The following is a 23,981-nucleotide window of genomic DNA, read 5'->3' on the forward strand; positions in this document are numbered from 1 at the left end:
CAACTGTAGGAAGTTTGAACCCCTTTTTGAACCCCATTAGAGATGACGGCTCGTGGTACCTCGTTACTTAGACCTTGCAGGATCGCTTATTTTTCAAGGGTTTCTGACCACTCAAAACTGCTTATGCCATAGCTCCCTAAAACTCAAAATGCGGTTCTTCGGAGTGTGGGTTCGAGTCCCACCTTGGGCACCATAAAACGCCTAGTCAAAGCGTTATAAACCCTCTCCTGTTGACAGGAGAGGGTTTTTTTGTTGACACAGCACCCCATACTTAACACCGTGGCAAGCATTAGAAAATGCCCCCGCCCCTGGTAGACAGCCCGGTCGGGGGCTTTTTAGGGCCACACGGGCAGGTCGCTGGCTCTCCCATGAAGTTATATACCAATATGCAGAAAAGCTTCTTGACCAGGGGAGGTCTTTATCGTCTGGAGATTGGCTGATACCCGCCCAGAGAAAATCCGCCCCTCCACATATAAGCCAAGAGGTGGATCGGTGGGGAGACAAAATCACCTAGTTTTATTCTTGTGGTTCCTGCGGTGGTTTAATTCAAGACTAATGCGCTTAATCCTGAGTCACCGAGATAGGCCTATACCCGGTTGCGGCGCGCCATCTGGCACGCCCCCCCCCTTCTGAGCTAACAATACGTGCACCACAGGCTGATGCTTGAGCATCTACCGGTCGCCATCACCAGGCGCTGAGCGCCAGGACGGTTATTAGCAAGCTCCGCCCACCCTAGAAGGGCAGGCGGAGCTTCTTTAGGTTATTTCAAGGCTTATTAGTCGTGGAAAGGGCCAACCGTTTCACGAGCCTCGGGAAGAATCGCCCCGGCATCGTCCAGATCACCCACGCGGTGGACCTTAACGCTGTTGGTTGAACCGGCAACCCCGGGAGGCGAACCGGCGGCCATAACGATCAGGTCGTTGGGCTCTGCAAGGCCGTTAGCCAGCATGAAGCGGTCCACAACAGCAGTCATTTCATCGGTGTCACGAGCAGTCGGTGCCACTGCCGCTTCAACACCCCACAGAAGTGAGAGGAAAGCACGAACTGAGGGCTCAGGGGTAAGCGCCAGAACGGGCTTAGCAGGACGCAGGCGGGCCAGACGGCGAGCAGTGTCACCGGACTGGGTGAAGGTTGCCATGTATTTGACGTCGAGCTGGTCAGCAATGTTGACAGCTGCGCGGGTGATAGCGCCACCGCGAGTCTTAGGTGAAGTACCAAGCTCAGGAACACGGAAGAGACCACGCTCTTCGGTTGCTTTGATGATACGGGCCATGGTCTGAATGGTGATGATAGGGTACTTACCCACAGAAGTCTCACCGGAAAGCATCACAGCGTCGGCACCATCGAGGATAGCGTTGGCACAGTCAGAGGCTTCTGCACGGGTGGGAGTGGGGTTCTGAATCATAGTTTCAAGAACCTGGGTAGCCACAATAACGGGCTTTGCCCAGCGACGAGCTAACTCAATCGCGCGTTTCTGCACCAGGGGCACTTCTTCGAGGGGGAACTCAACGCCAAGGTCACCACGGGCAACCATGATACCGTCAAACTTATCAACGATATCCTGCAGGTTTTCGACAGCCTGGGGCTTCTCAACCTTAGCGATAACCGCGATCTTTCGGCCTTCTTCTTCCATGATTTCGTGTACACGCTTGATGTCATCACCAGAGCGCACGAAGGAAAGAGCGATAATGTCTACGCCGAGCTTGAGGGCGAAACGCAGATCGCGTTCGTCTTTCTCGGTCAGAGCGGGGATAGAAACAGCAACACCTGGAAGGTTAATACCCTTGTTGTTGGATACCGGGCCCCCGACAACCACGCGGGTTGCTACAGTGGTTTCGTTAACCTCGATGGCTTCAAGACGGATTTTGCCATCATCAATCAAGAGGGTATCGCCGGGCTTAACATCTCCGGGTAGGCCCTTGAAGGTAGTACCGCAGATCTCCTTGCTACCTTCAACATCTAGGGTAGTAATCTTGAAAGTATCGCCGGGCTCAAGAAGTTCTGAACCGTTTTTGAAAGTTTCCAAACGAATCTTGGGGCCCTGAAGGTCGGCAAGAATTGCCACGTTTTGACCAAGCTTTTCGGCCTGCTCGCGGATAGTTGCGTATGATTCAGTGTGAACTTGGTGGTCACCGTGGCTCATGTTTAGTCGGGCGACGTTCATGCCCGCTTCGATAGCCGCGGCAATCTTCTCGGGAGCTGAAATTGCAGGGCCGATGGTGCAAACAATCTTTGCGCGTCTCATCAATCAACCTTAGGTTTGTAGGGGTCTGAGAACCTGATGACGTGGCTTCTGCAAGTGCGCGGTTACCCGCTCACTAACTACCAAGGCATTCACAGAGCGATAGTCTGAAACCAACGTGTCTACCACCTAGTATACTTTGTTTTGTGAGGTTTTTATGGAGTCCTCCACCACTTTTTAGCCCTTCCCCCACCCAATTCCCACAAAAACACACATATTCAGTCAGTATTCCAATATTTTAGGACTAAGGGTTACATTGCCCTTGTGCGGGCTAAAATGAGGGCGTACCCTGAACACTGTTTCATACTCGCGATACGGCACCCATAAGTGAGAGGTCCCTATGCCCAGCCCTACTGTTCTTATCCTTTTCGGTTCAACCTACGGCCATACCCAACGGTACTGCCGCTGGATTGCTGAAGATTTGGAAGCCCTAGAATCTGCACCAACCGTGCTACTCTCCCCCATTGCCGAAGCAACCGATGAACTCATTGAACAGGCAGATATCCTGATTGTTGGCGCTAGCTACCTGGGAGGCTTTCTCACCGGCGCCCCCACACTCCGCAAACGCCGTGAAGCAATGCTCAAGGTACCCCGCCGTCTCTTCTTCACCGTCTCTTTCAACGGCACCGAGGTCTACCCCCGCTCCTACCTTGATGACAAAATCATGAAGAGTTACAAGGCCGACGTAGCTGAAGGCCACCCCGCCTACCATTTCCGCGGCGGTCTAGACCTTAAGAACATGTCTACGACCCACAAGACTGTCCTAGCCGGTGTACGTACCGCCCTAAGACTCAAGCCTCACCAAAACGAATTTAACCGCCAGATGATTGAATCCTTTGATAACGGCGGTGGAGACTACACCAACCGTGAGTGGATCGATCCCCTGGTAGAGCAGGTCAAGACCTACCTGAACGATAGCAAGGGCTAAAACCAAGCACCACAGGAACTGAAGGGGAAACCCGCACCATGACAACTGTCCTTATTACCTACGCCAGTCAGTACGGGCACACCGAACGATACGCTCACTGGATTAGCGAACAGCTCGGAGGCGGCTACCGCTGTGAGCTCCTGCCCGTCGAAGACCTCACTGAAGCTGCCATTGAAAAGTCTGATGCAGTTGTTGCGGGTCTGAGTGACTACGGCGGATTTCTCACCGGTGCAAGTGCTCTCAAGAAGCACGCTGGCTTACTCGCTCAGCGGCCCCTAGCCCTCTTTACCGTTTCCTTTAGCGGATTAGAGGGCGGGAGCCAAGAAAAGCTCGATGCCATGCTGTCCAAGAATGTTAAAGAAACCCTGGTCAGCCACGCTATCAGCACCTGCCACGTTCGCGGGGGCTTGGACCACACCAGGTTATCGCTCAAACACAAAGCCGCACTTGCTGGGATCCGCTCTGCCATTGCCGCTATCCCCCGCAAATCGCTGGCTAACCAGCAAATGCTCGATAGCTTCACCGCTAAAACGGTAGACTACTCCAGCCCAGAGCAAATAGAACCGCTTGTAACAGCACTCAAAACCGCGCTGTCCTAGTTCTTTTATAAAGATGAAAGGCCCGGCCCCTACTTTCTAGGGGCCAGGGCCTTTTTACGTGAAAACTCTGTGCCTGTTAGACCGAAAGGTTAATTGCGCGATCGCTGGGTGCAACCGGAGCCGGGAGCTGGGTAGATCCGGTCAGGAACTTCTCCACTGCCGCAGCGCAGGCACGCCCCTCCGCGATAGCCCAGACCACCAGTGACTGGCCTCGGCCGGCATCACCGCAGGAGAATACACCGGGAACATCGGTCATGTAATTCTCGTCGCGGGCAACATTGGTACGCGAATCAAGTTCAGCACCCACCTGGGCAGTAATGGTGTCGCTCTCCTGGCCTGTGAAGCCCAGAGCCAAGAAGACCAGGTCGGCTGGAATGATACGCTCGGTCCCGGCCTTGGGCAGGCGACGACCGTCGGGCTGGTACTGGGTATCGGCAACCTTCAAGCCTGTGAGCTTACCGTTCTCCCCCACAAATTCAAGGGTCGAGACAAGGTAGTTGCGTTCGCCACCTTCTTCGTGTGACGAGGAGACTTCAAAGACCTTGGGGAACATGGGCCAGGGTTCATCTTCGGGGCGGTCTGTAGGTGGCTGGAGACCAATCGCCAGGTTAGTGATAGAGGCAGCGCCTTGGCGTACAGCGGTACCGATACAGTCGCTACCGGTGTCGCCACCGCCCAGAACAATAACATTCTTACCAGCGGCGTCGATACTGGGCGCTTCTAGGTCACCAGCTACCACCCGGTTTGCCTGGGTCAGGTAGGGCATGGCAAAATGAACGCCCTCAAGATCCGCACCGGGAATAGGCAGAGCACGGGGGGCTGTTGCTCCGGTTGCTACGATAACAGCATCGTAGCGGCGTTTGAGGTCGTCCCAGGAGATGTCCTGACCAATTTCAACGCCGGTGCGGAAACGGGTGCCCTCGGCCTCCATAACCGCGATACGGCGGTCAAGAATCTGCTTTTCCAGCTTAAAGTCCGGGATGCCGTAGCGCAAGAGGCCACCAATTTTGTCGTCACGCTCAAAGACAGCAACAGTAAAACCAGCCTGGGTAAGCTGCTGGGCAGCGGCAAGACCGGCAGGGCCAGAACCCACCACAGCAACAGTCTTATCAATCATGCGGTCGGGCATAATCGGCTCAATGTAGCCGCCCTCAAATGCCTGCTCTGCGATAGAGTATTCAATCTGCTTGATAGTCACGGCGGGCTGGTTGATACCCAGCACGCACGAGGTCTCACAGGGAGCTGGGCAAACACGACCGGTAAACTCCGGGAAGTTATTAGTCGCGTGAAGGCGTTCAACAGCCTTCTCGGTCTGCTCGCGCCAGGTCAGGTCATTCCACTCAGGAATCAGGTTGCCTAGGGGGCACCCAAGGTGGCAGAAAGGAACACCACAATCCATGCATCGGGAGGCCTGGGTTTTGAGCACAGCCGAGTTCTGCTGAACCTGGACTTCATTCCAGTCCAAAATACGCACTGGCACCGGGCGCTTAGGGCGGTCCTGACGACTGGTTACCTTTAGAAAACCGCGGGGATCAGCCACAAGCGGTCACCTCCAAAATCTTGTTCCAAACCTTCATGGATTCGGCGTCTTGGCCGCGAGCGCTAGCCTCGGCACGGATGTCCTGTACTGCGGCGAAGTCGCGGGGCAGTACCTTGGTAATGCGGGCGCAGGTGCCCTCAATATCGGCCAGCAGGGTGGCCGCCAACCTTGAATTTGTTTCTTGGCGGTGGCGGGTCAGCAAGTCGGTAATGAGGTCGCGGTCCTGGGCTGAGGGCTCAAGGAAGGTGAGTTCACCTGATTCCCGTGCCTGCTTATTGACCCGGGTCATATCCAGGTCTAGGACGTAGGCAACGCCACCGCTCATACCCGCACCGAAGTTACGGCCGGTTGAGCCCAGTATCAGGGTGGTTCCACCGGTCATGTATTCACATCCGTGGTCACCGATACCTTCAACCACCGCTGTTGCACCGGAGTTACGAACCAGAAAGCGTTCGCCCACGATACCGCGGATAAACATTTGGCCGCTGGTAGCGCCATAGCCAATGACGTTACCCGCTAGGACATTTTCTTCAGCAACAAGGGGTGCGGCGGGGTCCGGGCTGAGCACGATACGGCCCCCGGAGAGGCCCTTACCGACGTAGTCATTAGAGTCACCGGTCAGTCGGATGGTCACGCCTTGGGGAAGGAATGCGCCCAGAGACTGTCCGGCCTGGCCCTTGAGATTGAGGGTGATGGAGTCGGGTTCGAGCAGGTCGATACCGAAAGTCTTGGTGACCTTGTGCCCTAGCATGGTTCCTACGGATCGGTCCGTGTTGACCACGGCTGAGTCAATGGTGACCTTCTGACGGCTCTCGAACGTTGCGGCAGAGGCTTCGATAAAGCGGTTATCGATATGGGCATCGAGTTCGTGGTCCTGGTCGCGCAGGTGGCGGATTCCCTGCCCCTGGTATTCGACGGCTGTTGAGGCCAGTAGCTTGCTCAGGTCAAGACCTTCGGCCTTCCAATGGGCGATGGCACCTGAAGTGTCAAGGACCTCGGCGTGGCCAATAGCTTCGTCCAGTGAACGGAAGCCCAGGGCTGCCAGGTACTCACGAACCTCCTGAGCAATGAACTCGAAGAAGTTGATAAGGTGCTCGGCCTTGCCAGTAAAGCGGGCGCGCAGGTCGGGGTTCTGGGTTGCGATACCCACCGGGCAGGTGTCCAGGTGGCACTTGCGCATCATGATGCAGCCCTCAACGACCAGGGGCGCGGTAGCAAAACCGTATTCCTCTGCGCCCAGCAAGGCGGCAATGATGACATCGCGGCCGGTCTTGAGCTGGCCATCTGCCTGAACGACCACGCGGTCACGTAGGCCGTTGATCATGAGGGTTTGCTGCGTTTCGGCCAGACCCAGTTCCCAGGGGGCACCTGCGTGCTTGAGAGAGTTGAGCGGAGCCGCACCGGTCCCGCCGTCATGGCCTGAAATCAGCACAACGTCGGCCTTAGCCTTAGTGACGCCTGCGGCCACGGTACCGATACCGATCTCTGATACCAGCTTGACGTGGACGCGAGCGCTCGGATTGGCGCGCTTGCAGTCGTAGATGAGCTGGGCTAGATCCTCAATGGAGTAGATATCGTGGTGCGGCGGGGGTGAAATCAGGGTGACACCCGGGGTGGAGTGGCGGGTCGCGGCCACCCAGGGGTAGACCTTAGCGGCCATAAGCTGGCCTCCTTCGCCGGGCTTAGCGCCCTGAGCCATCTTGATCTGGATGTCATCAGCCTTGGTCAGGTAGAGAGAGGTCACGCCGAACCGGCCCGATGCGACCTGCTTGATAGCTGAGCGACGCTCGGGGTCAAGCAGACGCTCAACGTCCTCGCCGCCTTCACCGGTGTTGGACTTAGCGCCCAGCTTATTCATGGCAATAGCCAGCGTCTCGTGGGCTTCACGGGAGATTGATCCGTAGGACATTGCACCGGTGGAGAAGCGCTTGACGATCTCTGAGACAGGCTCAACTTCTTCAATTGGTACCGGTTGACGGTCTTGGGTGAAGCTCAAGAGGCCGCGAAGAGTCATCAGGTCTTTAGCCTGGTCATCCACCCGCTGGGTGTAGGACTTGAAGATATCGTAGCGGCGGGTCTTGGTGGAGTGTTGTAGACGGAAAATGGTTTCCGGGTTGAAGAGGTGGGGCGGGCCGTCACGGCGCCAGTCGTATTCGCCGCCGGTTTCGAGTGCGCGGTGGGGCACCGATACGCCGTCATCAGGGTAGGCATCGCTGTGGCGCTTACGGGTTTCGGCTTCAATCACATCCAGGCCTACACCGTCCATCTGTGAATGGGTACCGGTAAAGAACTGGTCAACCAGGGTCTGGGATAGGCCCAGAGCTTCAAAGGTCTGCGCGCCACAGTAGGAGGCAACCGTTGAGATGCCCATCTTGGACATAATCTTCTGCAGCCCCTTACCCAGTGCCTTAATCAGGTTGTAGACAGCTTCAGATTCGGTAACCCCGGTAATCTCTCCCTGGGCTACTAGCTCTTCAACCGATTCCATGGCCAGGTAGGGGTTGACAGCCGATGCGCCGTAGCCGATCAGGGTGGCTACGTGGTGGACTTCGCGCACATCACCGGCTTCTACGATCAGAGCGACCTTGGTACGGGTAGCGCTACGGAGCAGGTGGTGGTGAACCGCACTGGTAAGCAGCAGGGAAGGAATGGGTGCCCAAGCCCCGTTGGAGTTACGGTCCGAAAGAATCAGGAACTGAACGCCGCGCTCAACAGCCGCTGAAACCTTCTCGCAGATCTCAGCCAGGCGGGCTCGCAGTGCCTCTTCCCCACCGTGGGCAGGGTACAGGCCAGCCACTTTGAGGGCGGCGGGCATACCGTCTTCGTCCTCAATATGGGCGATTTTATCGAGCTCATCGTTGTTAATAACAGGGAAGTCCAGGCCCACATGCTGAACCTTGACCCTTCCCTTACGGAGCAGGTTACCGTCTGCACCAATTGAGGTCTTAAGACTGGTTACAAGCTCTTCGCGGATTGAGTCCAAGGGCGGGTTAGTTACCTGGGCAAAGGACTGGACGAAGTAGTCAAAGAGCAGGCGATGACGGCTAGAAAGTACCGCGATAGGGGTGTCGGTACCCATTGCGTAGATGGGTTCTGCCCCGGTCTTAGCCATGGGGGCAAGGATCTTTCGCAGTTCCTCTTCGGTGTAACCAAAAGTCTGCTGACGCTTAAGGATAGATTTGCGGGAGGCACGAATATGCTCACGCTCGGGCAAATCCGAGAGGTTAACGATATTCTCATCAGCCCACTGCTTCCAGGGCTGTTCCGCAGCAATAGTTGCCTTAACCTCTTCGTCGGGAACCAGTCGGCCAGCCTTGGTGTCCACGTAGAACATCTTGCCCGGCGAGACTCGCCCCTTTTCGATAATCTTCTCTTCGGGTATATCAACTACGCCGACCTCAGAAGCCAAAATAACCAGGCCCTCATCGGTCACCCAGTAGCGGCCCGGTCGCAGACCGTTGCGGTCAAGTACCGAACCCACGTTATCGCCGTCAGTAAAGGCGATAGCCGCTGGGCCGTCCCAGGGTTCCATGAGCGATGAATGGTAGCGGTAGAAAGCACGGCGGTCCTCATCCATGGTCTCGTGGTTTTCCCAGGCTTCGGGCACCATCATCATGAGTACCTGGGCGGCGGAACGGCCAGCCAGCATCAATAGCTCTGCGACCTCATCAAAGCTCTGGGAATCAGATGCGCCAGCAGAACAAATGGGGAAGAGTTCTTCGGGGTTGCGGCCCAGGACCGGGGACTTGAGCTGTGATTGGCGCGCACGCATCCAGTTGCGGTTACCCTTGACCGTGTTAATCTCACCGTTATGGGCAATGGTGCGGAAAGGCTGAGCAAGCGGCCACGAGGGGAAGGTGTTGGTCGAAAAACGCGAGTGAACAATAGCCAGCTTGGTGGCAAAACGCGGGTCAGAAAGATCCGGGTAGAAAGGCTCAAGCTGAGCAGTAGTCAGCATGCCCTTATAGACAATGGTGCGCGATGAAAATGACGGGAAGTAGACACCCAGCTTGTGCTGGGCACGCTTACGGACGCGGAAGGCTTTCTGGTCAAGCTGGCGACGTTCGGCATCTTCATCCAGGTCGATAATGGGGATATGCCCGGTGAAGGGGGCATTGACGGCATCCAGATCTTCACCGCTAGCTTCGGCAATGAACATCTGCACAAAGTGGGGCATGACCTCACGGGCGGCCTTGCCTACAATCTCTGCCCGTACTGGCACCTCGCGCCAGCCCAATACACGCAAGCCCTCACGTTCTGCAATCTGGGTGAGTCCCTCCATGAGCTCGGTGGCCTTGTTACCACCGGTGGGCAGGAAAGCTGTACCTACGGCGTACTTGCCGAGTGCAGGAAGTTCAAAGTCCACTGCCTGGCGGAGGAAAGTGTCGGGGATCTGGAGCAGGATACCTGCACCGTCACCGGTACCCTCGTCAGCGCCCACAGCGCCTCGGTGTTCAAGACGGCGCAGGGCGGTCAGCGCGTAGTCGACAATGTCATGACCAGGTTCACCGCGCAGAGTTGCAATCATTGCCAGGCCGCAGGCGTCTTTTTCGTTCTCGGGGTGATAGAGCCCCCGAGCCTCTGGAATAGAGGCAAAAGTGGTAAAGGGTGAGGGCGCGTGATCCAGGGTTAACTCCTGGGTAAGGTTCTCTGCAGCGTGTGCTGCACCGCCGATCGGGGTGTGACTCATGGGGGCCATTCCTACTTACGTTGTTCGGGTGCCGCCGCTGGATAGACATTCCCGCCTGAGTCTCACGAGAGTCTCTTCGGTTCTGCTAGGACAGTGGCAGCCTGACTGGTCGGTGGTCTCCTCGCTGATTCGGTGGAGCGCAGGTGGACAGTTCACCACCGGGGTGCCGGATGGGACTGTTCTCGCACCCTTCCCTTCTGCCCTGGTAGGGGGTGCCGAGGGGTGCTTCACTAGTCTTCTGAGACAGAGTTACATCTGTGTAAATATATACGCTCTTGCGTGTAAAGATACAACAAGGCGCCGGCTAATGAGTCGATCGGTTTACCCTCTATCGCCTTGGAAATTGGCTCAAAACTCCACTATAGAGGCAGGCAAACCAAGGCTTATAGCGTATTAGGAAATGAATATATTTCGTAATTATGGGTTGCCTTAGCCCCAAGAATTTGAGCGAAAAGATACATACTTGAAACCTTTTCTCTCACATTGTGAACACTCTTACGGTATGTAAAATTGAGTACACAAGGCCTGATTGCGTCTGGTCGACAGACTTGCTTAAGGTGCGGTCTGCTAACAGGGCCTGAACTAGCGCAGAAAAAGGAAACAAAAATGACGGCTGATACAGCTAGCGCCCTATCTACTGGCAACCAGCGGGCCAGTTGGCAGGGCCTTCCAGCGGAGCTCCGCACCTGGGTTGAACAAACGGTGGGAGACACCGTCACAACAGCTATATCGCAGAGCGGAGGTTACAGCCTGGGCACCGCTGACCGCCTCATCTTCTCTTCCGGCAAGCGCGCCTTTCTCAAAGCTGTTGATGAATCCACCCACCCCGATACAGCAGATCTGCACCGTCAAGAAGCGCGAGTTACTGGTAGTTTTCCTGCCTATGCACCGGTTCCACTGCTTTTAGCGCACCAAGAAATCTCCGCCACTGACGGCAGTCACTGGGTGGCTCTGCTGCTTGAAGATATCGAGGGGCACCAGCCAGCCCACCCCTGGAAACTGGATGAACTGGCTAGCACCTTTCAGTCTCTGACCGATATCGGTCAGATTCCCCTTGCTAAGCACCTTGAACTGCCCAGGGCTGAAGAGGATCTAGATGAGCTTGCTCTGTGGCACAAACTGGCTGAAGGTATCAGGGTGGAGAAGCTTATCCATGCCTCACAGACCTCTGCATACCACAAGCTCGTGGGGCTTCTGAGCTGGGCCAACAGCCATGCGGCGGAGTATGCGACCTTGGTTGATCAGGAATTGATGAGCAGACTAGCGGGAGATAGCTACGTCCACACGGACCTGCGCGCTGATAACATCCTCATTGGCCCCCAGGGCAGAGCAATCTTAGTGGATTGGCCGTGGGCAACAATGGGCAACAACCAGGTAGACCTTGCACTAATTGCTGTGGATGCGCTCATCGCCGATCCAGAGCTGTCATTGTCCCAGCTCCTTGAACTCATGCCTGCTCATAATAGGCCCAGTGAAGACTTCCTCAGGGCTACCCTTATCTCTCTAGCCGGCTATTACCTCTACGCCTCGACAGCCACGCCTAGCAGGTCTACCAACTCGTCATTGGTGAGCATGCGGGCCCACCGCGCATCCGCATTGCTGGGTAGATTGGCCCTGGACCATACCTAATCCGCTACCCCAACCTCAAAAGACTCATTGATTAGCCAGGGGTGCTAAAGCTAATCACAGACAATAGCGATACCCTCCTGAGACCGAATATGGACAGCTAAACCTGCTGGCCCCGTGACCTGATCTACTCCACTACTTTGGGTTCTGAGTGCCCCCGCGATAGGTGCCGGTTGAAGCCGACTCCAGCCATAGGAAGCGCTGTTACCAAACCGAGCATCACCGTAAGCCGGGTAAAGTTTCCACCGGCTATTGAGGCAAGAGCGAAATAGATACCGTTTGCAGCAAAGCCATATATGACCAGGGCTAGCACAGCTTCAAGGGGGCTGGTGGGCAACCAGGCTTGCCACATTCCAGGGCGCACAACTCCGCCTGATTGGTTCTTCGCTTCTTTAAACTTGAAGTAGGTGGGTAAGAATGCCAGCAGGATAAGGCCAAAAGTGGCTAAGAAAACAGTCAGACCGGGTTCAAAAAATCGCCAAGAAAAAAATGTCCCCAGTGAGGCCAGTAACCCAAAAATTGCCAGCGCCCACAGCGCAGAAGACAGCACATAAGCGGGAAAGGTTGTGAAGTGAGGGAAGGAAAAATACCGCATGGTAGCCTCCACATTTTAACCGTTTTTACATACACCCTAGTGCGTGATAAGTAGGCATAGCAATTTCTCCAAGGGAAGAGACAGACCCCACCCCTTCTCTCTTCGCCCCAGGATAATCAAGAGAGGCTCAAGAGAAAGAACAGGGTCTTGCGGCAGTCATGGCAGGCTCCAAGTCTAAGACTAGCGCTAGTCGCCCAAAGGAGCGGAGGACGGGGCAGGATCCTGCGCACCGAAGCAGGAAGAACTGGGCTGATCCTTGCCACCCCTGAGGGTAGCTGACGCGACGGAGGAAACCTGCTGATAAGCACCGGCACGCTCACCGTCTCTAGGGGCTCTGAGACCCATGACTGCGAACATCACAATACCCAGGAGCATAATCGCGCCGGACGTCCACACATGAATACGCATGCCCCAGAGCATCTCAGCGGTATCAATGCGCAAGAAAGCCTCAATCATCAGACGTCCGAATCCGTACCAGACGACATAAGCCCAAAAGGTCTGCCCCCGCTGGAAGAAGCCCTTCTTACCCAGGTAAAGCAAGAGCGTTGCGCCAAGAATGTTCCACAGTGACTCGTACAAGAAAGTGGGGTGAAAGAGGGTGCCCACAGGGTACTGGGACGGGAAGTTAGGTGAGCTAGCCGAAATCTCAAGGCCCCAGGGCAGGGTGGTCGGCTTACCAAAAAGTTCCTGGTTAAACCAGTTGCCCCAGCGGCCCATCGCCTGAGCCAGCATAATGCCGGGTGCGGCCGCGTCGGCAAACTTGGCCAAAGAAATACCGTAGCGGCGGCAGGCCAGCCAGGCCCCCAAGCCACCCACTGAGATGGCACCCATAATACCGATACCACCCTCCCAGATTTTAAAAACATCCAGGGGATCAGCCCCAGGACCGAAGTAGGTCCCCGGGTCAGTAATCAGAACATGGTAGGCACGGGCACCCACGATACCCAGAGGGATTGCCCACAGGGCGATATCCCAGACCCGCTCGGGGTCCTCGCCCCAGGCCTGCCACCGGCGGGAGGTCAGCCACAGGCAGAGCATAATGCCGGCCAGAATACAGAGCGCATAATAGTGGATGGTCAGCGGGCCCAGCTCGATAGTTGAAATACTGGGTGATGGAATGGAGGCTAGCAAAGTTGAATCGTTCACGCGGCCTTCACCTCACGGCCAGCCAGTTCGCGGGTCAAAGCACCCACAGCGTCAGGGCCCCCCTCGGCGAGAGCTTTGACCAGTGCGGTACCCACAATCACACCATCTGCATAGGCACCGATTTCTTCGACGTGCTCCCGGCGGGAAACCCCCAGACCCACGCAGGCCGCAGGGGCACCAGCCTCGCGCAAGTCTGCCACCAGTTCCTCTGCCGCTGTGCTCACCGACGAACGAGCGCCAGTTACACCCATGACCGAAACAGCGTAAACAAACCCGCTGGAAGCCTGAGAAATTATTTTCAGACGTTCAGGTGAAGACGACGGCGCCGCTAAGAAAATACGGTCCAAACCGTACTTTTCTGAGGCCTCAAACCAGTCAGATGCCTCATCGGGGACCAGATCGGGTGTAATCAGGCCCGCGCCACCGGCGGCGGCCAATTCCTGAGCGAACCGGTCGATACCGCGCCGTAGCACGGGGTTCCAGTAAGTCATGACAACCACGACGGCATCGGTTGCCTGGGTAATTTCGCGAACAGCACGCATCAAATCATCGGTTCGGAAGCCCTTGGCAATAGCCTGAGCCGTTGCACGCTGAATCACTGGGCCATCCATGACGGGGTCGGAGTAGGGCAGGCCAAGCTCAATGATGTCGGCGCCGTTCAGACCCATCTCAATAGCTGCTTCAATGGACTCATCAACCGTGGGGAACCCTACCGGCAGGTAGCCAATGACTGCCGTTCTGCCCTCGGCCTTGCAGGCCGCCAAGCGAGCCGCTAGCTTTGAGTCCGGGTTGGGGGCAGGGAACACTCCCTTGCGCACCGAGTAACGGGCCTGGTCAGGATGGTAGATGTAGCTCATTAGGCACCTTTGCTTTCAGTCTGACTGACTTGCTTCTGCTCTGCTGCGGCTTCTTTATTACCCACACTCAGGCTGCTGGAAGGGATTGCTTTGCCCAGGCCAAACCAGGCCAGAGCGGTTTCCATGTCCTTGTCTCCTCGACCGGAGAGGCAGACCAGCATAGATTTCTCGGAAGCTGTTGCGGGGTCTTCCTCGGCCCAGGCACGGGCTAGGCGCAGGGCCCCGGCCAGGGCGTGCGCCGATTCGATAGCGGGGATAATGCCCTCGGTGCGGCAGAGCAGGCGCAGAGCGTCCATAGCCTCGCTGTCGGTCACGGCCTGGTAATCCACGCGGCCAATATCCGAAAGGTAGGCATGTTCTGGGCCTACGCCGGGATAGTCCAGACCGGCAGAAATTGAATGGGACTCGATGGTCTGCCCGTCCTCATCCTGCATCAGGTAGGTCATAGCTCCGTGGAGCATGCCGGGGCGGCCCAGGTTGATGGTCGCGGCGTGACGGTCAGTATCAAGACCATCACCGCCGGCCTCAAAACCGTAGATCTTAACCTCAGGGTCATCCAGGAAAGCGTGGAAGAGGCCGATAGCGTTTGAGCCACCGCCCACGCAGGCGGCAATACCGGTGGGCAGACCCCCGGTTGCCTCAATAAACTGTTGGCGTGCCTCAGCACCAATGGCATCGTGGAAGTAGCGAACCATAGCCGGGAAGGGGTGGGCGCCGGCGGCTGTTCCCAGCAGGTAGTGGGTGGTATCCACGTTGGAGACCCAATCGCGCAGGGCCTCATTGATAGCATCCTTGAGGGTGCGTGAGCCGGTTTGAACAGCGATAACAGTGGCACCAAGCAACTGCATACGGGCCACGTTCAGGGCCTGTCGCTCGGTGTCTTCCTCCCCCATATAGACAACACATTCCATGCCGAAAAGGGCTGCAGCTGTTGCCGTGGCTACACCGTGTTGGCCTGCCCCTGTCTCAGCAATCAGGCGGGTCTTGCCCATACGTTTGGCCAGTAGTGCCTGACCAATCACGTTGTTGATCTTATGGCTACCGGTGTGATTGAGGTCTTCACGTTTGAGGAAGAAGCGCACACCGCCGGCCTCAGCCGAGAGGCGGGGAACCTCGGTTAGCAGGGAAGGCCGGTTGGAGTATTCGGCCGAGAGGCGGCGAAACTCAGCCAAAAATTCGGGGTCCTCTTTTGCACGGTTAAAGGTTGCTTCGAGTTCATCGATAGCGGCGATGAGGGATTCGGCCATGTAGCGGCCACCGTAGTGACCAAAGTAGGGGCCCGGAGCGTTCTTGAGGCTCTGGCCGCTGGCGAGGAACTGGTCGGCGAGGGTTTCGGTCACTGTGGTTATCCTTAGGAAGTGGGTGGTAGAAGCAGGTGGGCGCGGGGCTAGTTACTGGTTAGTATCGAGGTAGTTACGGCGGGCGCTCTCCCCAGCGCCCCGAAAATCACGCAAGGTCTCGGTGGGAGTGCCCGACTTGACAAGTGCCTCACCTACCAGCACAACCTGCGCGCCGTGGGAGGCGTAATCGGCAACATCGGCGGGTGAAGCAACACCTGACTCGGCAACAATAATTGCATCCTGCGGGAGCAAGGGGGCAAGCTCCCCAAATATGTCCTTATTGACCTCAAGGGTCTTGAGGTTACGCACGTTAACACCTACGATGCGGGCGCCCACCGCGATAGCCCGCTGAATCTCTTCAGGGGTGTGGGTTTCCACCAGAGCGTTCATGCCCAGTTCGTGGGTCAGGTTCAAGAAGCGTCGGAGGGTTTGATCGTCGAGGGCCGCAACAATCAGCAGGATTAGGTCGGCACCGTGAGCCCGCGCCTCATAAATCTGGTACTCGTCCACCGTAAAGTCTTTGCGCAGAACCGGTATAGAAACCGCCGCACGAACAGCGTCGAGATCAGCAAGGCTGCCCTTGAACCTGCGTTCTTCGGTCAGCACCGAAATCGCGGCGGCTCCCCCGGCCTGATAGGCGGATGCTAACTGGGCAGGGTCTGGAATATCGGATAGCTCCCCCTTGGAGGGGGAAGACCGCTTAACTTCAGCAATTACCTCTACGGTCTGTTGGCTCGCGCCTCGCAAAGCGCTGTAAGCATCCAGGGCAGGAGGCTGTGCGGAGGCTCGTTCTTTGACAGATTCAAGCGGTAGAAGGGCCTGACGTGCCGCCGTATCTTGGCGGACACCGGCAATGATGTCATCGAGTACGGTCATAGGTGCCCCCTGGGGTTGTGTGCGCGGTGCGCTTTGTGGCATGCCCTTCTAGTATCACCCAGATGGACCGCAACATGCCAGGTGGGTTCACCGGGTGAGAAAGGCAAAGGACGCCGCGCAGGTGCGTGACGTCCTTGAAAGAAGTTACTGGTTTGCAGTAGCCATTTAGTGGTTGTACTTGGTGTGCTTACCGCCCTGGCCGTAGCCAGCAGAACGCAAGACAATACCCGCAACAACACCAAGGGCAATCACGGCGACACCCACTGTAAAGATGGGTGTATTAGCCAGGCAGAAGCCCACAGCCCCAATAATAGAACCGAGCATCATAATAATCATCATCGCCCAGGACGCGATGGTGCTGCCGTGGTTGTTATAGGGAAGGTCGGGGACCATCTCGACGGTATGCTGTGCCATGTAAGACTCCTTGATGTGTGTGGGTGTCCACCGGGTATGGGCGGGGCGCACCTATGTTTGGTATCTATCTTAGGAGATAAGGCGGTACTTTTCCGAAATCTTCAGGACTTAGTGTGTCCGGTGTTCCTCTTATGACGGCCAGAGCAGTTGCAGCGCTAGCGATTTGTGGGGTCATCCCCCGCCGTCAGGGAGTCCCAGGTATCAATTTCATCGGGGTTCTCGTCAGGGTGCGTGCTCCCCTGGCCCCTGGTAGAACGATCGTACTTGCGGCCACTCCTCCACTGAGAGCTAGCAGCAAAGGCCCAGATACCGCTCAGGGTGATCAGTAAGCCAGCCGCAAGACCCAGCCAGGGCATAGCAGTGAGCTCATAGCCATTAGCCGCCGCAGTTGTTCCCGTTGCGGCGCTCACCTGAGCCGCCGCCGCTGCCTGCGGGTCTGCCTGGACGCTATAGGCCGCTACCGCAAGACCAAGGCCCGCCCCGGCGATAAGGACCGAAAGTATCTTGCGCAAGCGTCGGCCAGCGATACGGAGCGCCACCGATGCCAGGAGCGCGACCAAGGCTAGGGCACTCACGGTTGAAGCGGCATCAGCCCCGGAAACATCAATCACGCTCGTATCAATGACCGTGGTAACTTCTGCCCGAATCCAGGTGGACAGTGTGCAAGCAAAGCCTAACCCAGCGGCCAGCATAGATCCGGCCATCACCCGGGATGGCTTAGCCCAAGCGGGCACGGTCTTTGCCCCGCTCTGTATTTGCTCAGACATCTAAGAAATCACCTCGGTGGATAGCGGAGCCAGTCCCGATGCTGTTAGCACAGCGCGCAGCGGAGCTGCGGCCTTGTTGACCGTTTCCTGGGCTTCGGAGGCGGGCTCAGAATCCATCACGATCCCGGCCCCGGCCTGGACATAGGCCCGCCCGCTCTTGAGCACAGCGGTGCGAATGGCAATAGCCATGTCCATGTTACCTGCAAAATCAAAGTAGCCACAGACGCCCCCGTACACGCCTCGGGCGCTGATTTCATACTCGTCAAGGAGCTGCATGGCCCGGGGCTTAGGGGCACCGGAGAGGGTACCGGCAGGGAAGGCTACCCGCAGAACATCGTAGGCGTTCATGCCAGGAGCCAGCTGAGCCTGCACTTCTGATGAGATGTGCATGATGTGGCTAAAACGTTCAATTTCCATGAACTGGGTAACCGAAACGCTCCCAGGAACAGCGATGCGTGAGAGGTCATTGCGTGCCAGGTCAATGAGCATGAGGTGCTCGGAGCGTTCTTTCTCGTCGGCCAGGAGTTCTTCTGCCAGAGCCAGGTCTTCTTCACGGCTGGCACCGCGGGGGCGGGAACCGGCAATCGGGTGGGTAATCGCTAGGCCGTCTTTGAGGGTCACCAACGCCTCAGGCGATGAGCCGACAATCTGGAAGGGTTCCCGGTCTGCGGTGGACTCAAAGTTAAAGAGGTACATATAGGGCGAGGGATTGGACTGGCGCAGCACCCGGTAAACATCGAGCGCATTTGTCTGATTCTCCACTTCAAAGCGCCGTGAAATCACGATCTGGAAGACGTCTCCATCGATGATGTTCTTCTTGGCTTTTTCGATTGCGTCAAGGAAGCCCTGCTCCTGCCAGGTGTGCTTGACGGTGGCAAGGCGGTCTTCAAGCTGGCCGATATCTGACAGGGTTGATACGCTCTCGGGGGCAGGCTGGGCCAGCTTGTCCATCATGGCGTACACCCGGGAGAGGGCATCGGCGTAGGCGGCGTCAACGTTTTCGTCGGTGCCATTGAAGTTAATAGCGTTGGCAATCAGGGTAACAGTGCCATCGGCGTTATCATGAACCGCCATGTCTGAAACGATATTGAGGGCAAACTCGGGCAGTTTAAGGTCATCTGCGGGGCCGCCTCTGAGTTTCTCCCAGTGACGAACAACATCCCAGCCCATGTAGCCCACCAGGCCACTGGTGAGCGGGGGCAGATTCTCAAAAGGTTCGGTATGGAGCATCTCAAGGGTCTCACGGATAGCTTGGACGGGGTCGCCCTCGGTGGGCGCACCGCTGGGTGTGAGACCCTGCCAGACAATTTTGCCGTCGTGTGTGGTCAAGGTAGAACGGCTAGAGGCGCCGATGAAAGAGTAACGTGACCACTGCTTCTGCTCATTGGCAGATTCCAGCAGGAAAGTACCAGGAGCCGGGGCACCGTCGGCAAGGACCAGCGACCGGTAAATACCGATGGGAGTCATGGCATCAGCTAAAACCCTGACCCGAACCGGAATAACCCGGCGGGTAGTAGCGAGTTGCCTAAACTCTTCAAGGGTGGGTTCAATGATTCCAAGATCCTGCATCTTTACCTCTGACAATACGTGGCGAATGAGAGTAGGGGGCGTTCCCTCAAGGGTCAGGGGAACCGCACAAGGTGCCCTGCGAAAAGGCCTAGTCGGGCCTATTCTACAGGCCGTGTTCCGCTGACGGCGGGTAAAACTCCACCCGCCTCAAAGCAGGTGGGGGTTCCGGTATGGCAGGCGGCTCCTACCTGGTCTACCTGCACCAAAAGTGCGTCGCCGTCACAGTCGATGCTGACGCTCTTAACGTACTGGTAGTGGCCACTGGTATCACCTTTACGCCAGTATTCCTGGCGAGAACGTGACCAGAAAGTTACCCGCCCCCCGGTCAGAGTCCGACCTAGGGCTTCATCATTCATCCAGCCCAGCATGAGAACTTCTTTACTGTCGAACTGCTGGATAATTGCGGCAAAGAGCCCATTCTCATCACGCTTGAGTTGAGCGGCAATAGCGGGGTCAAGCGAGGGCTGGGGGGCGGCGGTTTGAAGTGGTGTAGTCACCCAACTATCCTAACCGATAGGCCCCAAGCCCCTTTGCTCTCGCCCTAGGGTTAGGATAGGAAGCATGACGGCACTTTCTCCCTTAGAACTCGTAACTTCTGAACGCCAAGCTCTCTGCTTGGCACTGTCCCAAGCAGGCCCTTTGGCCCCTACCCTCTGTGAGGGTTGGGAAACCAGGCACATGCTGGCCCACCTACTCCTGAGAGAGTCGCAACCACTGGCCGCGGCAGGTGTTGTTGGCGGACCGTTAGCCGCCCGCACTGACCGACTAACCGGGCAACTGGCTGATGATTTGGCCGAACCCGAGCGATACGAGCAGGGTCTGGCGCGTTTTCAGGCTCTGCCGGGGTATTTGGGCATGCGTTCGCGCGCCCCTCAGCTCGACCTGGCCATGAACCTGCTGGAGTACTTTGTGCATACCGAGGACGTACGCCGGGCCGCCGATGCCACCGTGGAACCGCGCACCCTACAGGACGAAGTTCAGCAAAAGCTCTGGGAGGCTCTGCGAAAACGCGCTCGACTCATGGCCGGTAAGAAGTTCCCCCCTGGCCTGGTACTGGATGCACCGGGATACCGGCCCAGCGTCCACACAGTTATTGCTCCACATCCCGGTCAAAGGGCGCAGATTCTGACCGGCCAACCGGGCGAGCTGGTGCTCTACCTCTTTGGCCGGGAAGATGCCTCTCAGGCCACCCTCGCAGGTTAACTTGAGCCAGCCATTTTTTATGGCTGAACTTTCTTTAATCCTTTTCACCCTGTGTTTTAATCTCAGCGGTAGGAGTGGCGCACGTCCAACCCTACCGCTTAATCATGAGAGTAAAGTCTCTACAGTTGATGGCCTAGAGGCCCAGCATCTCTCCCCCACCCAGGGATCGTCCTTAGCCCTGTCACCCCTTAGCCCTGTCACCCCTTAGCCCTGCCACTCAAGCTCAACCTTATAACCCTCAAGAGAGGTCCCGGTGACCAGGCTCTGCACCTGGGATAAAAGCAGGCTCTTGGCACGGTCCCGGGCTCGGTCCAGCAGACCGTTTTCAAGGGCTTTGTCCTTGGCTTCTTGCTCTTTGCTAGCCAGTAACCCGGTCATATCCTCCACTTTTAGCTGGTTGAAAGGGTTCATGGACTGATCGTAGACGTTGACGCTGGAGGGGTCTATTTTGGTTTCTAGCAGCCTGACATCTGGGGCTCTCAGAGTGATTGTCTGTGACTTCTGATTCACTGCTACCTCTATAGCCTCAAAGTTGTCGATCCCAGCTTTGACTGAGCCCTCATAGGTGAAGATGACCTTCTTGTGTGCAAAGGGAATATTCAAGCCAAGAACCTTTGCGGGCTCATCAATGACTGCTATATCTGTGAAGTAGTACTTTTCTAGGCTGAGCTCTGCAATTGGTTCAAAGCCCTCCGACAATTCATGGTTGAGGTCATCTTTCTTAGGGAAGATAGCACTCACCGCTAAAACACCCAAGGCTACCAGCACTAGGAATAGGGCCAAGCCCCGTGTTTTCTTTTTCATGTGGGATATATTCCTCAAAAATCTTCCAGACTAAAGCCCGGTTTATACCTTAGAACTGAGCTCAGGATACTACCCATTGACTGCCGGGACAACCTGGGCGGCGGAGTTATTACCCGAGTCCTTAGCCCACAGGGTTGCCACCACTGTCACAGCGAAACAAGTAGCCATATAGAGGGAGGGCAGAACGATACTCCCCTGACCGAATTCAAAGAGTGCAGCAACGATCATAGGAGTGAAACCTGCAATCACCACACCGTTCAGTTCACGGGCCAAGGCAACGCCAGTAAAGCGGGTTTTGATGGGAAAGAGATTAACCAGGAAAGCACCCTGGGGGCCCGATGTCGTCGCCAAGACGACACCAAAAGAAATGGAGAGAGCACAGAAAATGAGCAGGAAACTACCCGACGTTAGTGCCGTAAACAGTGGGAAGGCAAAGATTAGTCCTGTGACTGATCCCAGGAGCATGACCTTACCAGCTCCCAGCTTATCGCCCAGGGCACCACCCACCGGTGATAGCACAACACCAAAAATAGTTGCCAGCATAACCAGCATCAGGGCATCGCTGCGGCTTAGCCCACCGTAGTTAATCATGACGGTAATCGAAACAATCGAAATGATGTAGTTATTGGCATTGTGGCCGGTAACAGCCATAAAGCCGATGAGTACCTGCTTGAAATTGGTGCGCAAGACATCTGCCAAGGGAACTTTGAGGGCCTCTTTCTTCTGCTCCTGCTGAGCCATAGCAGCTCGGTACTCCGGGGATTCCTCCAGCTTGTTACGGATAAAAATTGCCACTGCAAAAAGTACCGCCGAAAGCAGGAAGGGAAGACGCCAACCCCAGCCTCTAAAAGTTTCTTCCGGCAGTCCGCTCACCAGCATAAAAGCTAAAGTGGCCAGCAGGGAGCCAGCTGGTGGCATTGAAAGAACCAGAGAGGTCCAAAAACCTCGGCGCTGTACCGGAGTGTACTCAGCTACCAGCGTCAGTGCCCCCGTTAGTTCTGCGCCAGCACCTAGCCCTTGCAAGAGACGCAAAATAACCAGTAGAACCACTGCCCAGACACCGAGGTGCTCAGCTGTCGGTAAAAGGCCAATACCCACCGTAGAAATACCCATGATGATAATGGTCAGGAGCATGGCAGGTTTACGGCCCCGCCTATCCCCCAACCAGGCAATCAAGAGACCACCCAGAGGGCGGGCCACAAAGCCCACAGCAAAGGTGGCAAAGGCGGCGATGGTCGAGCCTGATTCCATCTGCCCAAAAAAGAGCGGACCGATGACCAAACTGGCTGCAGCTCCGTATAGAGCATAGTCATACCATTCAACCAAGGAGCCCAGCATAGAAGCCAGCAGTGCTCTGCGGGTATTAGGGTTCAAGTCTGCTTTGAGGGTAGCAAGAGTGCTCATTCTAAGGCCTCCAATCCAAACGGACGTGATCGGGAGTGAGCTGGTCAAGAGAGCTGATGCCCATGAGCTGTAGGGTACGTGTCATCTCTGCTCGGAAGATATCCAGCAGGCGGCAGACTCCTTCTGCCCCGCCGGCCATCAGACCATAAAGATAGGCCCGTCCAATCATGACACCGTCCGCTCCTAAGGCGCAGGCAGCAACGACATCTGCCCCGGACATGACACCGGTATCCAGCAGGACAGTGTAATCATTCCCCAGGCGCTGGCGGACTTCCGGCAGAGTATAGAGGGGCACTGGTGCCCTATCCAGCTGGCGGCCCCCATGGTTGGACAGGACAACACCATCAGCACCAGCTTCTACAGATAGCTGGGCATCTGATACTGTCTGAATCCCCTTAACCAGCAACTGGCCGGGCCACTGCTGCCTGAGCCAGGCAAGGTCCTCAAAGTTGAGGGTGGGATCGAACATATTGCCGATCTCTTGCACCGACTTGGTTCCCTCCCCAAAGTTGGTGAAACCTAAAGGCTTGGTGGTCAGAAAGTTGAACCACCACTCAGGCCGGTAGCTAGCGTTAATGACAGTCTTGGCGCTTAGCTTGGGAGGGAAGGTCATGCCGTTACGAACGTCCCGGTGGCGGGCACCGGTCACAGCGGTGTCAACGGTTACCATGAGGGTGTCATAGCCTGCCTTGTGGGCACGTTCAACCAGCTCAAAAGCCTTAGAACGGTTCTCCTTCCACAGGTAGAGCTGGAACCAGCGGCGACCGTCTGGTCCTGCGGCGGCAACATCTTCGATGGTCTCAGTTCCCATAGTAGAGAGGGTAAAAGGGATACCTGCTTGATGAGCGGCCTTCACACCTGCGATTTCGCCTTCGGCATGCATCATGCGGGTAAAACCTGTCGGGGCAATAGCCAGCGGCATAGCGGAAGGGGCTCCAGCCATGCCAGTTGATAGATCGACTTGGGCAACATCTCGTAGCACCCCCGGCTCGAAGGCCAGGTTGTCAAAGGCTTGACGTGCCCGCTGTAGTGACAGCTCTTTCTCTGCAGCACCATCTACATAGTCAAAAGGACCCTTTGGGGTGCGTCGTTGGGCTAGAGCGCGCAGGTCCCAAGAGTCGGCTGCTCTAGCTAGGCGGCGGGCCCGGAAATCTGTGGTGGGCAGATCGAACTTCATAAAGTCCTTGAGCATGTGAGCTGATGGAAGCTGGCGCCTTAGAGGTACCAGGTGAGGCGTAGGCATAATGACTCCCGGTTTCTTTCACGTTTGGGTATCAGATAGGTTATCGTGCTTGGCACCGCAAGCTAAAAAATCCATCTATTTTTTTAAAAAACTAGGGAAAAATAAATTATTTTATTTTTTCAGGCTAGAGGGTGTGCT

General features: G+C 56.4%; 19 protein-coding genes. 4 read left to right on the plus strand and 15 right to left on the minus strand.

The window, feature by feature from the left end; translation table 11 throughout:
* Positions 1–775 precede the first annotated feature (775 nt).
* Positions 776–2,245 (minus strand): pyruvate kinase, encoded by a 1,470-nt coding sequence (gene pyk, locus ACN085_RS03015; protein ID WP_419110557.1) that lies wholly within the window; start codon positions 2,243–2,245, stop codon positions 776–778.
* A 337-nt stretch (positions 2,246–2,582) separates the two neighbouring features.
* Between pyk and ACN085_RS03020 the strand changes: the two genes are divergently transcribed.
* Together ACN085_RS03020 and ACN085_RS03025 are read left to right on the plus strand one after the other, a co-directional pair.
* Entirely contained in the window at positions 2,583–3,170 is a 588-nt protein-coding gene (locus tag ACN085_RS03020; RefSeq protein WP_419100447.1) for a flavodoxin domain-containing protein, read from the plus strand.
* A gap of 38 nt (positions 3,171–3,208) precedes the next feature.
* Complete coding sequence (locus ACN085_RS03025; protein ID WP_419110558.1) at positions 3,209–3,769, plus strand: flavodoxin domain-containing protein; 561 nt, start codon at positions 3,209–3,211, stop codon at positions 3,767–3,769.
* A 76-nt stretch (positions 3,770–3,845) separates the two neighbouring features.
* Here the strand turns inward: ACN085_RS03025 and ACN085_RS03030 are convergent, their stop codons facing one another.
* Together ACN085_RS03030 and gltB are read right to left on the minus strand one after the other, a co-directional pair.
* Positions 3,846–5,309, minus strand: coding sequence for a glutamate synthase subunit beta (locus ACN085_RS03030; RefSeq protein WP_419100449.1), 1,464 nt, complete (start codon positions 5,307–5,309; stop codon positions 3,846–3,848).
* Positions 5,302–9,999 (minus strand): glutamate synthase large subunit, encoded by a 4,698-nt coding sequence (gltB, locus tag ACN085_RS03035; RefSeq protein ID WP_419110559.1) that lies wholly within the window; start codon positions 9,997–9,999, stop codon positions 5,302–5,304. Before gltB ends, ACN085_RS03030 begins: the two co-directional genes overlap by 8 nt.
* 606 nt (positions 10,000–10,605) lie before the next feature.
* Here gltB and ACN085_RS03040 point away from each other — a divergent pair.
* A complete protein-coding gene (locus ACN085_RS03040; protein ID WP_419110560.1) occupies positions 10,606–11,628 on the plus strand; it encodes a phosphotransferase in 1,023 nt (340 codons plus the stop codon).
* Between the two features lie 124 nt (positions 11,629–11,752).
* Here ACN085_RS03040 and ACN085_RS03045 read toward each other — a convergent pair whose 3' ends face one another.
* The 9 genes from ACN085_RS03045 to hisI all read right to left on the minus strand — a co-directional run bounded on the left by ACN085_RS03045 (position 11,753) and on the right by hisI (position 19,686).
* Entirely contained in the window at positions 11,753–12,220 is a 468-nt protein-coding gene (locus ACN085_RS03045) for a hypothetical protein (RefSeq protein WP_419110561.1), read from the minus strand.
* A gap of 186 nt (positions 12,221–12,406) precedes the next feature.
* A complete protein-coding gene (gene lgt / locus ACN085_RS03050) occupies positions 12,407–13,366 on the minus strand; it encodes a prolipoprotein diacylglyceryl transferase (RefSeq protein WP_419100453.1) in 960 nt (319 codons plus the stop codon).
* Entirely contained in the window at positions 13,363–14,223 is an 861-nt protein-coding gene (trpA, locus tag ACN085_RS03055; RefSeq protein ID WP_419110562.1) for a tryptophan synthase subunit alpha, read from the minus strand. Before trpA ends, lgt begins: the two co-directional genes overlap by 4 nt.
* Positions 14,223–15,563 carry a tryptophan synthase subunit beta gene (trpB, locus tag ACN085_RS03060; RefSeq protein ID WP_419100455.1) on the minus strand — a complete coding sequence of 447 codons (1,341 nt, stop codon included), beginning with the start codon at positions 15,561–15,563 and terminating at the stop codon, positions 14,223–14,225. The genes trpA and trpB overlap by 1 nt, the downstream gene beginning before the upstream one ends.
* A gap of 51 nt (positions 15,564–15,614) precedes the next feature.
* Positions 15,615–16,439 carry an indole-3-glycerol phosphate synthase TrpC gene (gene trpC / locus ACN085_RS03065; protein WP_419110563.1) on the minus strand — a complete coding sequence of 275 codons (825 nt, stop codon included), beginning with the start codon at positions 16,437–16,439 and terminating at the stop codon, positions 15,615–15,617.
* Positions 16,440–16,604: 165 nt separating this feature from the next.
* Positions 16,605–16,853: an HGxxPAAW family protein gene (locus ACN085_RS03070; protein ID WP_419104337.1), complete on the minus strand. Its 249-nt coding sequence runs from the start codon at positions 16,851–16,853 to the stop codon at positions 16,605–16,607.
* Positions 16,854–17,008: 155 nt separating this feature from the next.
* Positions 17,009–17,620, minus strand: coding sequence for a Trp biosynthesis-associated membrane protein (locus tag ACN085_RS03075; protein ID WP_419110564.1), 612 nt, complete (start codon positions 17,618–17,620; stop codon positions 17,009–17,011).
* The gene (locus ACN085_RS03080) at positions 17,621–19,189 is read right to left on the minus strand and encodes an anthranilate synthase component I (protein ID WP_419110565.1); all 1,569 of its coding nucleotides are present in this window, start codon (positions 19,187–19,189) and stop codon (positions 17,621–17,623) included.
* A gap of 98 nt (positions 19,190–19,287) precedes the next feature.
* Positions 19,288–19,686 (minus strand): phosphoribosyl-AMP cyclohydrolase, encoded by a 399-nt coding sequence (hisI, locus tag ACN085_RS03085; protein ID WP_419110566.1) that lies wholly within the window; start codon positions 19,684–19,686, stop codon positions 19,288–19,290.
* A 64-nt stretch (positions 19,687–19,750) separates the two neighbouring features.
* On the opposite strand from hisI, the gene ACN085_RS03090 reads away from it, so the two are divergent.
* Positions 19,751–20,392, plus strand: a complete 642-nt coding sequence (locus tag ACN085_RS03090; RefSeq protein WP_419100461.1) for a TIGR03085 family metal-binding protein — start codon at positions 19,751–19,753, stop codon at positions 20,390–20,392.
* A 204-nt stretch (positions 20,393–20,596) separates the two neighbouring features.
* On the opposite strand, the gene ACN085_RS03095 is transcribed toward ACN085_RS03090, so the two are convergent.
* From ACN085_RS03095 to ACN085_RS03105, 3 genes are all read right to left on the minus strand, one after another.
* Positions 20,597–21,196, minus strand: a complete 600-nt coding sequence (locus ACN085_RS03095) for a DUF4230 domain-containing protein (RefSeq protein WP_419110567.1) — start codon at positions 21,194–21,196, stop codon at positions 20,597–20,599.
* A gap of 69 nt (positions 21,197–21,265) precedes the next feature.
* Positions 21,266–22,600 carry an MFS transporter gene (locus ACN085_RS03100; protein ID WP_419110568.1) on the minus strand — a complete coding sequence of 445 codons (1,335 nt, stop codon included), beginning with the start codon at positions 22,598–22,600 and terminating at the stop codon, positions 21,266–21,268.
* Position 22,601: 1 nt separating this feature from the next.
* The gene (locus tag ACN085_RS03105) at positions 22,602–23,843 is read right to left on the minus strand and encodes an alpha-hydroxy acid oxidase (protein WP_419110569.1); all 1,242 of its coding nucleotides are present in this window, start codon (positions 23,841–23,843) and stop codon (positions 22,602–22,604) included.
* Positions 23,844–23,981: the final 138 nt, after the last annotated feature.

The organism is Rothia sp. P4278, from assembly GCF_048512945.1.
Lineage (GTDB): Bacteria > Actinomycetota > Actinomycetes > Actinomycetales > Micrococcaceae > Rothia.

What these genes read in the sequence shown, in the direction of transcription:
- pyk (WP_419110557.1), bottom strand. Translation starts at nt 2,245, where the DNA reads ATGAGACGCGCAAAGATTGTTTGCACCATCGGCCCTGCAATTTCAGCT.
- ACN085_RS03020 (WP_419100447.1), top strand. Translation starts at nt 2,583, where the DNA reads ATGCCCAGCCCTACTGTTCTTATCCTTTTCGGTTCAACCTACGGCCAT.
- ACN085_RS03025 (WP_419110558.1), top strand. Translation starts at nt 3,209, where the DNA reads ATGACAACTGTCCTTATTACCTACGCCAGTCAGTACGGGCACACCGAA.
- gltB (WP_419110559.1), bottom strand. Translation starts at nt 9,999, where the DNA reads ATGAGTCACACCCCGATCGGCGGTGCAGCACACGCTGCAGAGAACCTT.
- ACN085_RS03040 (WP_419110560.1), top strand. Translation starts at nt 10,606, where the DNA reads ATGACGGCTGATACAGCTAGCGCCCTATCTACTGGCAACCAGCGGGCC.
- ACN085_RS03045 (WP_419110561.1), bottom strand. Translation starts at nt 12,220, where the DNA reads ATGCGGTATTTTTCCTTCCCTCACTTCACAACCTTTCCCGCTTATGTG.
- trpA (WP_419110562.1), bottom strand. Translation starts at nt 14,223, where the DNA reads ATGAGCTACATCTACCATCCTGACCAGGCCCGTTACTCGGTGCGCAAG.
- trpC (WP_419110563.1), bottom strand. Translation starts at nt 16,439, where the DNA reads ATGACCGTACTCGATGACATCATTGCCGGTGTCCGCCAAGATACGGCG.
- ACN085_RS03070 (WP_419104337.1), bottom strand. Translation starts at nt 16,853, where the DNA reads ATGGCACAGCATACCGTCGAGATGGTCCCCGACCTTCCCTATAACAAC.
- ACN085_RS03075 (WP_419110564.1), bottom strand. Translation starts at nt 17,620, where the DNA reads ATGTCTGAGCAAATACAGAGCGGGGCAAAGACCGTGCCCGCTTGGGCT.
- ACN085_RS03080 (WP_419110565.1), bottom strand. Translation starts at nt 19,189, where the DNA reads ATGCAGGATCTTGGAATCATTGAACCCACCCTTGAAGAGTTTAGGCAA.
- ACN085_RS03090 (WP_419100461.1), top strand. Translation starts at nt 19,751, where the DNA reads ATGACGGCACTTTCTCCCTTAGAACTCGTAACTTCTGAACGCCAAGCT.
- ACN085_RS03095 (WP_419110567.1), bottom strand. Translation starts at nt 21,196, where the DNA reads ATGAAAAAGAAAACACGGGGCTTGGCCCTATTCCTAGTGCTGGTAGCC.
- ACN085_RS03100 (WP_419110568.1), bottom strand. Translation starts at nt 22,600, where the DNA reads ATGAGCACTCTTGCTACCCTCAAAGCAGACTTGAACCCTAATACCCGC.
- ACN085_RS03105 (WP_419110569.1), bottom strand. Translation starts at nt 23,843, where the DNA reads ATGCCTACGCCTCACCTGGTACCTCTAAGGCGCCAGCTTCCATCAGCT.